We start from the raw sequence: 14,256 nt of genomic DNA, 5'->3' as shown, positions 1-14,256 counted from the left end.
GGACGTCGCGTTTTTGTCGACCTCGAGGTCATAAGCCATTCCGGCAAGAAGGTAAAGACCAACTTCTCGCCGGCCTGTCTTATGCTTGTCGGGGGTGACCACAAAGGAAAACTTCTGTGATTAATCATCGCAGGAACAATTGTCCTTTGATTGTTCCGAAGGCGCTTCCACTTTTCTATTTAGGGAGGCACGGTATGTTAAAGCTGTTAAGAACACATTACGGGCTGCAGGCTGATGAAGAAATCAAAATTGGAAAATACCAAGCATGCAGGAAGGAAGGACAAATATACTTGATTGTTCCTATCGGTGGAATGACTGAAGACGAGCTTACAGAATTAGAGATGCTAACAGAGCATATCGTTAAGCATGGCGAAAAATATTGCAGTACTTTTATAAAAACAAAGGAAGGGAAAACTTTTAGTGAATGGGAAAATGCCAGGTATAGCGTCCTTAAGAATAGGCAAATGCAAAATCGTAAATTAATACGGTTTGGCAGGAAGCTGGCAAAGTTTCATTATCGAGGGCGATCGGTATCCTTTTCAGTAAATAAGATTAGCAGAATTGGCCAATGGAAAACACTATGGGAAACAAGATTGGATCAAATGGAAAAAGTGTGGAACGAAATGCTATTTATCCCGCCAGAATCTGAATTTGATCGCCTGTTCTTGGAATCCTTCCCTTATTATCGAGGGATTGCTGAAAATGCCATCCAATATATCGTTGATACCGAAGTGGATGATCATCCAGGGATAACAGATAGCGGAACAATATGCCATATTCGTTTTTCTGCTGATACTTGGATAAATTCTTATTATATGAAAAACCCATTTGATTGGATATTTGATCATTCTTCACGGGATTTAGCAGAATGGACGCGGGAGAAATATTACCGCAACATTAAAACGTATGAACCAGAGCTTCGCCAGTTTATTCGCGATTATCAGAGCATTGTTCCACTAACTTCTTTCTCCTGGAGACTTTATTTTGCCCGCATTTTGTTTCCGCTTCATTATTTTTATTGTATTGAGACCTATTACGGATCAAGCTCAGAACAAGAAAAGCAAGTGCTTGAAGAGAGATTGCAAAAGCTTCTACAGCAATCTGCTGATCATGAACGATTTTTAGGCAGCTTTTATGAATTTGCCGAGGTGCCTGTACAAAAAATGAGAATTCCCCAAATCGGATGGCTGAAAAAATAGCCACATCCATATTTATTACCGAAATGTCCTATTGGGCACGATTCAAATATATGAATCGTATCTAATAGGATTTTTGTGTGATGTTCAAAATAAATGAAAAAAATAGCCGTATACACTTAATGGTAAGCGGTTACAAACAAATTAGTCTGAAAATAACTATTGTAAAATACAGAAATTAGCACTATAATGTCTACTATACAAATACATATGTACGCATAGGGTGAACAATAGGAGAGGGGAATAAAAATGGAAGCAATCTCAATTGGCTTATTAGGATTAGGAACGGTTGGTACAGGTGTTGTGACTATTATTGAGAACCATCAGGATAAGCTTATTCACCAAATTGGCTGTCCTGTTAAAGTGAAAAAAATTCTTGTGAAAGATTTAAATAAAGCTAGATCAGTAGAATTGGATGCGAAAAAATTAACGACAGATCCAGAAGAAATTATTAATGATCCTGATATTGATGTTGTTATCGAAGTGATGGGCGGAATTGACGAAACGAAGAATTACATCATCAAGGCTTTAAAAAACCGCAAACATGTTGTCACGGCTAACAAAGATTTAATGGCAGTTCATGGCTCAGAGCTGTTAACTCTTGCATCAGAGCATGATTGTGATCTTTTTTATGAGGCAAGTGTCGGGGGTGGGATTCCTCTTTTAAGAAGTCTTTCAGACGGGTTGGCGTCAGATAGAATTACAAAAATGATGGGAATTGTTAATGGGACAACGAATTTTATTTTAACGAAAATGAACAAAAATGGCAGTGCCTATGAGGATGTGTTAAGGGAAGCACAAGCTCTTGGCTATGCAGAGGCTGATCCGACATCAGATGTAGAAGGACTGGATGCAGCGAGAAAAATGGCGATCCTTGCTACACTTGGTTTTTCCATGAAAATTGATTTAGATGACGTGAAGGCGGAAGGAATTACTCGTGTGACAGAAGAGGACCTTCAATACGGCCGACAGCTTGGGTACACAATGAAGCTAATCGGAGTAGCTGAAAGAGAAGGCGATAAGGTTTCTGTCAGTGTACAGCCGACATTATTAACTGACACACATCCGCTAGCTGCTGTTCATGATGAATTTAATGCTGTTTATGTATACGGGGAAGCGGTGGGCGAAACGATGTTTTACGGACCGGGTGCAGGAAGCTTGCCAACAGCAACAGCAGTCGTTTCCGACTTAGTTGCCGTCATGAAAAATATGCGCTTAGGCGTAACAGGAAAAAGCGCAGTCGCTCCGCAATTCAAGAAACAGCTGAAGGCTGCAGATGAAATCTTCTCGAAGTATTTCTTACGATTACATGTAAAAGATGAAGTCGGCGTTTTTGCTAATATTACTTCGGTCTTCTCTGAGCATCATGTCAGCTTCGAAAAAATTCTCCAAATGCCGCTGAAGAATAAGGACCTGGCTGAAATTGTCCTTGTTACACATCAGGCATCACAACAGGATTATGAAGATATTTTAGTAAAATTACGAGATTTGCAGGCAGTTCAAACAATTGAAAGTTCGTACCGCGTAGAAGGGAGCGCATCAGCATGAGATGGGAAGGACTATTAAAAGCATATAAAGATTATTTACCGATCAATGAACATACACCTATGCTTTCATTAAATGAAGGAAACACACCATTAATTCGGCTGAATAAACTCTCAGATGAGTGGGGAATTGACCTTTATGTCAAAACAGAAGGAACGAACCCGACAGGCTCATTCAAAGACCGCGGCATGGTCATGGCGGTAGCAAAGGCGAAGGAAGAGGGCAGCGAAACGGTTATTTGTGCATCAACAGGGAACACATCTGCAGCTGCTGCTGCTTATGCAGCAAGAGCAGGACTTCGATGCATCGTTGTTATTCCAGAAGGGAAAATCGCGATGGGTAAGCTTGCTCAAGCTGTTATGTATGGAGCGGAGATTATTTCTATTGAAGGAAACTTTGACGACGCATTGGCGATGGTAAGGAAAATCAGTGAAACAGAACCTATTACTCTCGTAAACTCTGTGAACCCATACCGCCTTGAGGGGCAAAAGACAGGGGCTTTTGAAATTTGTGATCAGCTTGGGGGGCACGCTCCAGATATTCTCGCACTTCCTGTCGGCAATGCAGGCAATATTAGTGCTTATTGGAAGGGATTCAAAGAATATCATGAGGCAAAACAAACTGGGCTTCCGCGCATGCATGGGTTCGAAGCAGAAGGGTCTGCTGCAATTGTTCATAATCAAGTGATTGAAAATCCTGAAACCATTGCAACGGCCATTCGAATCGGAAACCCTGCCAGCTGGCATTTAGCTAATGCGGCATTAGAGGAATCAAATGGAAAAATTGATGAAGTAAGTGATGAGGAAATTCTTTGCATGTATCGAAAACTTGCTTCAACAGAAGGGATTTTTGCGGAGCCAGCTTCATGTGCTTCCTTAGCTGGAATTTATAAACAGCTTCGCAATGGAGAAATTCCTCATAAAACAAGAGTTGTAGCTATATTAACTGGTAATGGTCTGAAGGATCCAAATGTTGCCATTGAATGCAGTCCAATTAGGCCGATTGTTCTGCCAAATGATGAAGAGGCGGTTGCAGAGCATATTAAAGGAGTTGTCCATGTATGAGCGAAGGTGAAATGCTCATCATTAAAGTACCTGGCAGCTCAGCAAATTTAGGACCAGGTTTTGATTCGATTGGATTGGCGCTCAATGTTTATCTAACGTTAGAGATTGAGAGAGCCGAGGGCTGGCAAATCAATCCGTTATCAGATAACTTATTGATTTTTCCGACAGATGAAACGAATTATATTCTTCAAATTGCAATGGAAACAGCAAAGAAATATGGGCAACAGTTACCTGGCTGTAAAATTAGAGTAAAGAGTGATATTCCACTTGCAAGAGGATTAGGCTCAAGCGCAGCTGCCATTGTAGCCGGAATTGAATTAGCCGATTCACTTTGCAATCTCTATTTATCAAAGCAGGAAAAATTAGAATTAGCATCAAGAATCGAAGGGCATCCCGATAATGCTGGCGCCTCTCTGTTAGGGGGATTAGTGGTTGGCTGTCAAATGGAGGATGATGTAAGTGCGGAAGTCTTTCATCAATTAGCTGTTGATGTCATTGCTGTTATCCCGAAGCAGGAGCTGTTAACGAAGGAATCAAGAAGTGTGTTACCAGATAGTCTTTCATTTAGTGAGGCAGTACAGGCGGGAGCGGTCGGCAATCTCCTGATTGCTGCACTTTTGAGTAAAAATTATGCACTAGCCGGAAAGATGATGAAAGCAGATTTATACCATCATCCGTACCGGAAAAAGCTTGTCCCCCAGATGGCTATCATTGAAGAAAATGCCATAAGCCTTGGAGCTTTCGGGGTTGCCTTAAGCGGGGCAGGTCCTACAGTGCTTTGTTTAGCTGAGGAAGGCAAGGGATCAGATGTAGCAGACGGGTTAGTTAACCTGCTTCCAGGCATGGATTGCCGTTGTTTAAAGATTGATCAAGCTGGCAGCAGGGTATACTTTGAAACTAGAAATGGTATTGGGACTTATGCTTGAACAAATAAGGCTCCTCCGAGGTTATTGGAGGAGCCTTATTTGTTTTAATAAAAAAGGGGATTTTGGGTTTTTTAAATAATCTATTAATTTTTTGATAATATAATTATTGAAAGGAGGAGATTTCATTGCAAAACTTTATGTATTGGAATCCTACAAAATTATTGTTTGGGAAAGGCCAATTAGAAACATTAAAGAATGAAATACCCCAATATGGAGAAAAAGTGCTGCTTGTCTATGGGGGAGGAAGCATTAAAAGAAATGGATTGTATGATCAAGTCAAAAAACTTTTAAATGAAATAGATGCGTGCGTTTTTGAACTTTCAGGGGTAGAACCAAATCCAAAGATTTCGAGTGTGCGAGAGGGAGTGGAAATTTGTAAAAGAGAAGGAATTGAATTTCTATTAGCAGTTGGTGGAGGAAGTGTGATCGACTGCACAAAGGCGATTGCTGCAGGAGCAATATATGAGGGAGATGCCTGGGATTTAGTAACGAAGAAGACTATGGCCAAAAAGGCACTTCCGTTTGGGACTATACTAACACTTGCTGCTACTGGGTCCGAAATGAACGCTGGATCGGTCATTACAAATTGGGAAACAAATGAGAAATATGGGTGGGGGAGTCCAGTTGCATTTCCGAAATTTTCCATTCTAGATCCAGTAAATACTTTTACGGTGCCCAAAGACCAAACGGTTTATGGTATCGTTGATATTATGTCTCATGTATTAGAGCATTACTTTCATCATGAGGAAAATACCATTTTGCAGGATCGTATGTGTGAATCATTATTAATAACAGTTATGGAAACAGCTCCAAAACTGCTGAAGGAATTAGACAACTACGACCATCGTGCGACCATTTTGTATAATGGAACGATGGCTTTAAATGGCATGCTCTCGATGGGGTATAGAGGGGACTGGGCGACACATAATATTGAGCATGCTGTATCGGCTGTGTATGATATCCCTCATGGAGGGGGGCTTGCCATTCTTTTTCCGAATTGGATGAAACATGTCCTCAAAGAAAAGCCTGATCGTTTTAAGCAACTGGCTGTTCGCGTCTTTGGAGTGGAGGCAAAAGGGAAGTCGGACGAGGAAGCGGGATTAGAGGGAATCGAAAAGCTTCGCGATTTCTGGAATAGCATCGGCGCTCCATCAAGACTTGCTCACTATCATATAGATGATAGCAAAATAGCCCTGATGACTGATAGAGCAATGGTAAACGGCGAGTTCGGCAACTTCAAAAAGCTTAATCGTTATGATGTAGAAGCGATTTATCAGGCCTCACTTTAAAATAGTTGCTCATAGGTCACCTGTATAAATAAATGCCTCCGCTTCATTTGAAGTGGAGGCATTTACCGTCAGTGAAGACTTCATCTTATTTATATCAACCTAAAAAGGAATAATTTGAATGAAGCTTAGAATTTAAGCTTTTACTTTTGCAATCGATTCATATAATTCGACAGCCTCGTTTACGGAGTAATTCTTTTTAACGATAGAATGAATGGCTCTCATCATGGCCGTCGGCTGCGGCGACTGCCAAATATTTCGGCCCATATCAACGCCAGTCGCCCCTTGTACCATAGCATTGTATGTGATTTCTAACGCCTCACGAATCGTATCGAATTTGGGACCGCCTGCAATAACAATCGGTACAGGACAGGTGCTTGTCACTTTCTCGAAATCATCGCAATAATAAGTTTTGACAATGTCTGCTCCCATTTCAGCTACAACACGAGAAGCAAGAGCGAGGAAACGTGCATCACGTTTTTCTAGTTCCTTGCCAACAGCTGTAATCCCCAGTACAGGCAATCCATAGTCATGCGCTTCGGTTACTAAATGGGCTAAATTAGTTACTGTTTGTGTCTCATATTCCGAGCCGATAAATACGGATACGCCAACACCAACTACATTATGGCGGATGGCTTCTTTTACAGAGGTTACTAATGTTTCGTTTGCTAAATTCTTTCCGACTACTGTGGGTCCTCCTGAGACTCGAAGCACCATTGGTGTCTCCGTATTTTCAGGTATGCAAGACGCAAGGGTTCCTCTAGTTAAGTATAAAGAGTCCGTATAAGGCAAAAGCGCCTTAACGGTTTCACCTGGTTTTTCTAGTCCAGTGATAGGTCCTAGAAAGTATCCATGATCAATGGCAAGCATAACGGCCCTTCCATCTGGAAGAATTTTGTTTAAGCGATTTTTAAATCCCCAGCTCATTATGTTGTCTCTCCTTTATTTATTATAGGCTTATCAATGGTAATAGAATCATTTTCGGGAATATGAGGCGATTTAATAAAGACGGCTTTGAAATTTTCGGATGAATTGTTAATAAGATAGTGCGAATCTCCCGGACTGCATTGAATCATATCCCCAGGCTTTGCAAGATGTCTCACATTATTAATATAGAAGTCGATTGATCCTTCTAAAATATAAAAAGCTTCTTCACAAGTTGTATGATAATGATTTGGAAAGTCTTGACCAGGCTTTAATACGACAACTCCAATATCAACATTGGGCCCTTTCGTTAAATATTTCGGTCCATTATCTCCAAATCGATATTCAAATTCATCTTCATTCACTTTTTTCACTTTTTCACCTCCCCTCAAGACAACCTATGTTAAAGACCAGGAGCTTTCCACATGTGAGAAGTAATGCCGCGATCCGCTAATTGCAGCTGTTCATTGTATATGACTCTCCAATACTTGTATATGCTTTGATATTTTTTATGATTATCCATATTAGGAGAAAAGACGCGCTCCCACTTTACAATGGGCTGAACAGCATCGTGAATGTTTGGATATACCCCTGCACCAATTCCAGCGAATAAAGCGGTACCAAGGGCTGCAGCTTCTTTAACGACTGGCACTTTGACAGGCACACCTAAAACATCAGCCAATGTCTGGCTCCAAAGCTTCCCTTTAGAGGCTCCTCCTGCAAAGGTCACTTCAGCAGGATAAAATCCAGTTGCTTCTTCAATAATTTTTAAGTTTCCTAGGGTAATGAGAACGGCGTTTTCTTGAAGTGATTTGAATATTTCTTTTTTTCCTGTTTTTAGGGGATCTAGACTTAGGTTTATAAAGGAAGGGGATGCATGTCGCCATGAAATGTAATTCATAATATCAGAGAATATCGGAATAATACCGTTTGATCCAACAGGCACATCTTTTGCTTTTTCTTCTAAAATTTCATAAACATCACGGCCGGATTGAAGGGCCTCGATCTTCTCACTGTCACAGAAAGCGTCCCGAAACCATCTCATGATGAGTCCAGGGAAGAAAGCAATCGTTTCAATTTGCCAGAGGCTTGGCACTGCATGGCAGTTTACTCTAATCCTGCCTTGTGGATCAAAGATAGGTGTATCTATATTCACTTCCTGTTGCCAGAACGATCCACCAGAAACTACTGTTTGCTGATTTTGAACAGCACCTACTCCGACAGAGGCCATTTGTGCGTCACCGCCGCCGGAAACAACTAAAGTTTCAGTAGAAAGACCTGTCATGGCAGCGGTTTCGTTTGTCACATAACCAAGTACCGTTCCAGCTTCTTTTACAGGAGGGAACAAGCTGTTTTTTATACCGCATAGATCAGTAGGAGCGGATGCCCAAGTGCGCCTTTTTAAATCGAAAATGCCAGTAGTACAGCCGTTTGAAGGATCGACTTGCAATTTGCCGGAAAATTTATATAATATCCAATCATTGATCATGGTCATCGTAACTGCTTTTTCATACAGTTCCGGTTTATGATTTTTCAGCCATAGCAATCGAGGGAGGGCACCAAGCGCAAAGGTTTGACCCGAGATTTCATAGATTTTCTGCTCCAATTCAGAGTCGAGTGCTTTTAAAAACCTCACTTCGTCGGAAGCGCGAGCATCTACATTGGCGCAGGCCCATAACTCTTTCCCATCTTCATCATATAAAACAAATCCTTCACGCATGCTTGTAGCACTTATGGCGCTAATCTTTTTAGGGTCAATGCATGTTTCCATTAATAGCTGTCTGACACAATTAACAACAAGCTTCCAATTTTGGAGATAGTCAAAATCCATTGAACCAGGATGTTTTTCGTCCGATAAATGAGTCCACTCTACTTGCGATACACCGATTTGATTCCCATTCATATCAAACATAACAGCTCGGACACTGCCCGTTCCTGCATCAAATGCTAGCATGTAAGTCATTTTTACGATCCACCTCCATTTAAATTAAAGATTTCATTCGTAATTTTCATTTGGATATTTAGTAGTACCATGCTGTTTTAATAAATATATTATCTGTAAAGCTATCATTATTCATTTTTCTAATCCTCTTTCAACAAATGATCAGAATGTGGAATATTGTTCTAATTTAGAGTTAGTAAATAATCCGTCTTTTTACACAAACAATTCATAGGAATAATTAGAAAGTTATAAAAATAATATTAACTAATATTTTTGAATGAATTATGATTATGGAAATATTTAACATATGGGTAGTGGGTCACATTTAATTATTTAACAATTAAATGGATAAAAACGCTTAAATTTTGATTTGTGTGGCGGTGAAAATAATGAATAATAAGGATGATTTTTTACTTGAAATTAGAAATTTGCATAAGCAGTTTTCAAGTAATGCTGTACTAAAGGGGGTAGATATTACTCTTAAAGCAGGAGAAGTCCATGCGATTGTAGGAGGAAATGGTGCTGGAAAGTCTACTTTAATGAAAATCATTACCGGACTTTATCAATCAGATAGCGGCGTGATGAAGGTAAAAGGAATACAAGCTTCATTTTCAAATTCCTATGACGCTCATTTACACGGTATTTATCTCGTTCCCCAAGAGCCTCTAATTTTCCCCAATATGAGTGTCGAAGAGAATATAATGATTGGCCTTCCGGAGAGCAAATCCCATTTACGACAAAAAATTGACATTATTTTAAAACGATTAGGATGGAAATTAGACCTGCAAAAAAATGCAGTTACCCTAGCTATTGCTGAGCAGCAATTAGTGGAAATTATTAGAGGGCTAGTTCGGGAGGCAGAAATCCTCATCCTTGATGAACCAACTTCAGCATTAACCTTTGGAGAGATTGATTCTTTATTTAAGCTTATTAAGCAATTAACTTCTGAAGGAATAGGAGTTTTTTATATTACCCATAGATTTTCCGAAATTTTCACATTGGCGAATACTGTATCTCTATTAAGAGACGGTATCATATCAGCTCGAGGACCTGTTTCAGAATTTACTTATGAGAGCTTGGTGGAAGGCTTAGTACCTGAGAGCGTCTCTGCAGAAAACATATTAAAGGAAAATGAAACCCTTACCGAACCCCCTTCTCCAAGAAATCCTTCCGCTAAAGAGGCCTTAAGAGTATCTAATATTAGCGGCAGACGTTTTCAAAATATTTCGTTTGATATTTTTCCAGGTGAGATATTGGGAATTGCCGGAGTTGTAGGGGCTGGCCGAACAGAAATAGCAGAAGCTATATTTGGTCTAATGCCTATTGAAAAAGGATCTGTTTATTTAGGAGATACTGTGATTAATCAATATTCTATTCGGCAAAGAATTCATAATGGACTCGTCTACGTTCCAGAAGATCGCCATACCCACGGAATTTTTTCTATAGCCTCTATTAAAAATAATATTTCCTCCACTATACTTCATCGGCTCCGAGGTTTATTTTTACCATTTAATCAAGAAAAAGACATGTCAAGGAAGTTTATGGCTGACTTAAAAATAAAAGCAGCGAATATGAATCAGGAGCTTAAAGATTTATCCGGCGGGAATCAGCAGAAGGTTGTCCTATCAAAATATTTAGCTGCAGAACCTAAAGTAATTATATTAGATGAACCCACTCGTGGAATTGACGCGAATGCCCGTATGGATATTTATCGAATTATTATGAATTTAAAATTAAAGGGGTTAGCAGTTTTATTAATTTCTTCTGATATAGAAGAAGTGCATAAGCTTAGTGATAAAGTATTGGTCATCCATGAAGGCAGCATCATGAAGCTGCTTGAAAAAAATGAAACGACGGTAGATGAGATCACAGCTACTGCATTTGGGGTAAAAAAGGAGGCGACTGCCTAATGCCGTTGCTGACCCGTCTCCTAAAGGCTAGAGAGCTTTCAATCACACTATTATTGATTGTGTTCTTTATTGCTGTCGGTTTTATCAATCATGAATTTGTAACAGGTAATACAATCTCCTTAATGTTAAAAGCAAGCGCCATACTGTTGGTAATGGCTGTTGGTCAGTCCTTCGTATTATTCACGGCAAATATTGATGTTTCAGTTGGAGCTATTATGGGGCTATCCGCTGCAGTTTGCGGAGTGCTTTTAACGAATGGGGTAAATGTTTGGTTTGTTGTTTTGGCGGTCTTGATGGTTGGGACGATCACAGGACTCATTAATGGGGTAGGTGTTTCTTATTTTAAGATTCCTTCTATTATTATGACACTTGGGATGCTCGGAATTATCCGTGGGGTCATGCTGCTTTATACGGAAGGGATGTGGATTGAAGATATTCCGAATTATTATAAAAAGCTTTCAGGATTATCTTTGCTAGGGGTGGCTTTACCCGTTTGGCTAACAGTAAGTATTTTAATCATTGCCCATATTTATTTAACGAAGACCAAATTCGGCCGCTATTTTTTTGCTGTGGGGGACAATGAGGCCGGGGCTAGATTAGTTGGCTTGCCTGTTAACAAAGTAAAGATGCTTGCATTTGCTTTTTCTGGTATTTCAGCTTCAATCGCTGGACTTATTTTTGTTATGAATATTGGCTTTGTTCCGAATCAAACAGGCAGCGGCATTGAATTACAAGTTATAGTAGCGGCAGTGTTAGGCGGCGTAAGTCTGACAGGCGGGGCAGGAAGTGTTGCTGGAGCTGGATTGGGAGCCATCTTTTTTACGGTTATAAACAACTCACTAGTATACTTGAAAATTCCTGCCTATTGGAATGATGTGATATCAGGACTTTTATTATTAGTCATTGTAGTTGGAGATTCAAGATTCCAAAAATATTTAATGAAACACTCTGCTCATACTCCAATGAAAGGAGATAACGACAATGACAAACAAAATAAAGATAGTCCTTAAATGGGAGCTTGCCCTATTAGTGTTCCTATTTATTGAGATTCTTTTGTTTGGTCAATTATCTCCAAGCTTTTTAGACGTAAATAATCTTTTATATAGCATGAACGATTTTATCTATATCGCCCTGGCTGCTATTCCAATGACGTTCGTTATTATTACAGGTGGAATTGATGTTTCAGTTGGCTCTATTATGGGGCTTTCATCCATTATGACTGGTGTCCTCTGGATGAATGGGATAAATATCTGGCTAGCTTTACTCCTAACACTTCTAGTTGCAGCTATAGCTGGGCTAATAAATGGGTTGCTAGTGGCTCTGACAAATGTCCAGCCGCTCGTTGTCACTTTAGGAGGAATGTTTTTATTTTCAGGGATTGCCCTTGTCCTTTCTGGTGGGTCAAATGCTTCTGGATATGAAGGAATTAGCGGCTTCCCAGATGAATTTGTAGAAATCGCAAACGGACAATTTCTGGGCATCCCCAACCCCATTTGGATATTTATGAGCAGTATTCTCCTGTTTGGTGGCTTGCTTCACTTGACGCGTTATGGGCGTAATGTGTTTTTAGTGGGGATTAATATAAAAGCTGCAAGGTACTCTGGAGTTCGTACGAAATGGACGATCATGAGCGCCTATATATTATCGGGGTTTGGAGGTGGTGTAAGTGGTATTATTCTCACCTCTTACTTCAGTTCTGCGCGTTCAGATTTAGGTGCGGAGGCAGTTCTACCAGTTATTACAGCAGTAGTTCTAGGCGGAACGAGTATTTTTGGAGGCAGGGGGAGTGTAGCAGGAACAGCGATAGCAAGTATTGTGATTGGAATGATGCAGTATGGCCTACAAATGGCAAGTATGTCTAGCCAGCAAACAAGCGTAGTTATCGGTTCATTACTGATTGTTGTAGTGTTACTTAGGAATTTAAATTGGAAAAGGCTCTTCAATCTTCTTAGTGCTAATTTGAAGAAAAACAGGAGGGGAAATTTATGAGTAAAAAGAAGTCATTGTCTTTGTTCATGATTTTCTTATTCATGATTGGCACATTGTTAGGCTGTACGGGAAGTCAAGAGAAAAAACCAACTAATTCAAATTCTGCGGGAAATCAAAATGAAGGTTCGGTTAACAAGAAAGAAGATGTAAAGTTAGCCTTTATTCCTAAATTAGTGGGGGTAGGTTTTTTTACATCTGGCGGCCAAGGTGCGAAAGAAATGGCGGACTCATTAGGGGTTGAATTAAAATACGATGGTCCTACTGAGGCTTCTGTAGCAGGACAGGTACAATTTATTAATAATTTTGTGAATCAAGGCTACAAAGCATTAATGGTTTCTTCCGTTTCTGTTGATGGTTTAAGTCAAGCATTAAAAAGAGCAAAAGATCGTGGTGTAAAGGTGTTGACATGGGATTCAGATGTAAATCCGAAAGATCGATCCTTCTATATCAATCAAGGCACCCCTAATCAATTAGCTGAATTGCTAATAAAGATGACGGCCGATCAAATCGGTGATAAAGGGAAGGTGGCTTTCTTCTACTCAAGTCCGACTGTTACAGACCAAAACCAGTGGGTCACAAAGGCGAAGGAGATGATTGCCGAAAAGTATCCAGGCTGGGAAATTGTTACGACGCAATATGGAGAAAATGATGCCCAAAAATCACTAACAGTTGGAGAGAGTATCTTAAAAACATATCCGGATATTGATGCGGTAATCTGTCCGGATGCAACAGCTCTCCCTGCAATGGCACAGGCTGCGGAAAATTTAAATAAAGCTGGAGAAGTTGTGATTACTGGATTTTCAACACCGAATGTCATGAGAGACTATGTAAAAAGAGATACAGTTAAACAATTTGGACTTTGGGATGTTAAAAAGCAAGGTGCCCTTGCGGCATATGTAGCTTACTTAATGACCGTTGAAGAAAAAGAGTTACAAGTCGGTGATGAGTTTGAAGTCCCTGGAATTGGAAAGGTGAAGATCGAGCCGAATACCATTCAAGGATATGACTACACGGCAGATGATAGCGGAATCATTCTCTTGCCTGAACGTGTTATTTTTACAAAAGACAATATTGATGATTACGATTTCTAAATAAAAAAGCAAAAAGAAAAGCTGACGTAAAAAGTCATGTAAATGACTATTTTTGTCAGCCTTTTTACTGTCTAGCTCTAGCATTTTTCTAATTAAAATACTTGTTCAACCTCAACAACGCCTGGTACCTCTTCTAATAAAGCACGTTCGATTCCAGCTTTTAATGTAATCGTTGAGCTTGGGCAAGTACCGCAAGCGCCAAGTAAGCGCAATTTAACAATACCGTCCTCAACATCAACTAGTTCGCAGTCTCCTCCGTCACGTAGAAGGAATGGGCGCAATTTATCTAATACTTCTTGAACTTGTTCGATCATTGTTGTTTGTTCAGCCATTTTAATCTACTCCTTTCATTATATTTATTATAATCATTATAGAAGTAAAAA

13 protein-coding genes are annotated in these 14,256 nt (G+C 39.9%); 9 read left to right on the top strand and 4 right to left on the bottom strand.

What is annotated here, in order from left to right:
* Window positions 1–194: 194 nt before the first annotated feature.
* From yutH to F7731_RS13275, 5 genes are all read left to right on the top strand, one after another.
* Window positions 195–1,199 carry a spore coat putative kinase YutH gene (yutH, locus tag F7731_RS13295; protein WP_151535280.1) on the top strand — a complete coding sequence of 335 codons (1,005 nt, stop codon included), beginning with the start codon at window positions 195–197 and terminating at the stop codon, window positions 1,197–1,199.
* Between the two features lie 246 nt (window positions 1,200–1,445).
* Entirely contained in the window at window positions 1,446–2,744 is a 1,299-nt protein-coding gene (locus F7731_RS13290) for a homoserine dehydrogenase (RefSeq protein ID WP_151535279.1), read from the top strand.
* Window positions 2,741–3,805, top strand: coding sequence for a threonine synthase (thrC, locus tag F7731_RS13285; protein ID WP_151535278.1), 1,065 nt, complete (start codon window positions 2,741–2,743; stop codon window positions 3,803–3,805). The genes F7731_RS13290 and thrC overlap by 4 nt, the downstream gene beginning before the upstream one ends.
* Window positions 3,802–4,731 carry a homoserine kinase gene (gene thrB, locus F7731_RS13280; RefSeq protein ID WP_151535277.1) on the top strand — a complete coding sequence of 310 codons (930 nt, stop codon included), beginning with the start codon at window positions 3,802–3,804 and terminating at the stop codon, window positions 4,729–4,731. The genes thrC and thrB overlap by 4 nt, the downstream gene beginning before the upstream one ends.
* A 125-nt stretch (window positions 4,732–4,856) precedes the next feature.
* Window positions 4,857–6,020 (top strand): iron-containing alcohol dehydrogenase, encoded by a 1,164-nt coding sequence (locus F7731_RS13275; RefSeq protein WP_151535276.1) that lies wholly within the window; start codon window positions 4,857–4,859, stop codon window positions 6,018–6,020.
* 132 nt (window positions 6,021–6,152) lie between these two features.
* Here F7731_RS13275 and lsrF read toward each other — a convergent pair whose 3' ends face one another.
* From lsrF to lsrK, 3 genes are read right to left on the bottom strand one after another with little or no spacing between them, the layout of a single operon-like run.
* On the bottom strand, window positions 6,153–6,944 hold the full coding sequence (gene lsrF / locus F7731_RS13270) for a 3-hydroxy-5-phosphonooxypentane-2,4-dione thiolase (protein WP_151535275.1): 792 nt from the start codon (window positions 6,942–6,944) through the stop codon (window positions 6,153–6,155).
* Window positions 6,944–7,315, bottom strand: a complete 372-nt coding sequence (locus tag F7731_RS13265; protein ID WP_151535274.1) for a cupin domain-containing protein — start codon at window positions 7,313–7,315, stop codon at window positions 6,944–6,946. The genes lsrF and F7731_RS13265 overlap by 1 nt, the downstream gene beginning before the upstream one ends.
* 29 nt (window positions 7,316–7,344) lie before the next feature.
* Complete coding sequence (lsrK, locus tag F7731_RS13260) at window positions 7,345–8,904, bottom strand: autoinducer-2 kinase (RefSeq protein WP_151535273.1); 1,560 nt, start codon at window positions 8,902–8,904, stop codon at window positions 7,345–7,347.
* Window positions 8,905–9,272: 368 nt separating this feature from the next.
* Between lsrK and F7731_RS13255 the strand changes: the two genes are divergently transcribed.
* Genes F7731_RS13255 through lsrB form a run of 4 tightly spaced genes read left to right on the top strand, consistent with a single transcriptional unit; the run spans window position 9,273 to window position 13,873 of the window.
* Window positions 9,273–10,793 (top strand): sugar ABC transporter ATP-binding protein, encoded by a 1,521-nt coding sequence (locus F7731_RS13255; RefSeq protein ID WP_151535272.1) that lies wholly within the window; start codon window positions 9,273–9,275, stop codon window positions 10,791–10,793.
* Between the two features lie 8 nt (window positions 10,794–10,801).
* Complete coding sequence (locus tag F7731_RS13250) at window positions 10,802–11,803, top strand: ABC transporter permease subunit (RefSeq protein ID WP_151535464.1); 1,002 nt, start codon at window positions 10,802–10,804, stop codon at window positions 11,801–11,803.
* A complete protein-coding gene (locus F7731_RS13245; RefSeq protein ID WP_425482009.1) occupies window positions 11,787–12,782 on the top strand; it encodes an ABC transporter permease in 996 nt (331 codons plus the stop codon). Before F7731_RS13250 ends, F7731_RS13245 begins: the two co-directional genes overlap by 17 nt.
* Window positions 12,779–13,873 carry an autoinducer 2 ABC transporter substrate-binding protein LsrB gene (gene lsrB / locus F7731_RS13240; protein ID WP_343032862.1) on the top strand — a complete coding sequence of 365 codons (1,095 nt, stop codon included), beginning with the start codon at window positions 12,779–12,781 and terminating at the stop codon, window positions 13,871–13,873. Before F7731_RS13245 ends, lsrB begins: the two co-directional genes overlap by 4 nt.
* 92 nt (window positions 13,874–13,965) lie before the next feature.
* Here lsrB and F7731_RS13235 read toward each other — a convergent pair whose 3' ends face one another.
* Window positions 13,966–14,205: a NifU family protein gene (locus tag F7731_RS13235; protein WP_151535270.1), complete on the bottom strand. Its 240-nt coding sequence runs from the start codon at window positions 14,203–14,205 to the stop codon at window positions 13,966–13,968.
* Window positions 14,206–14,256 lie beyond the last annotated feature (51 nt).

This window comes from Cytobacillus depressus (assembly GCF_008923245.1).
GTDB lineage: Bacteria > Bacillota > Bacilli > Bacillales > Cytobacillaceae > Cytobacillus > Cytobacillus depressus.
The sequence above is the reverse complement of the archived record's forward strand: the minus strand, read 5'-3'. Positions and strand labels throughout refer to the sequence as shown.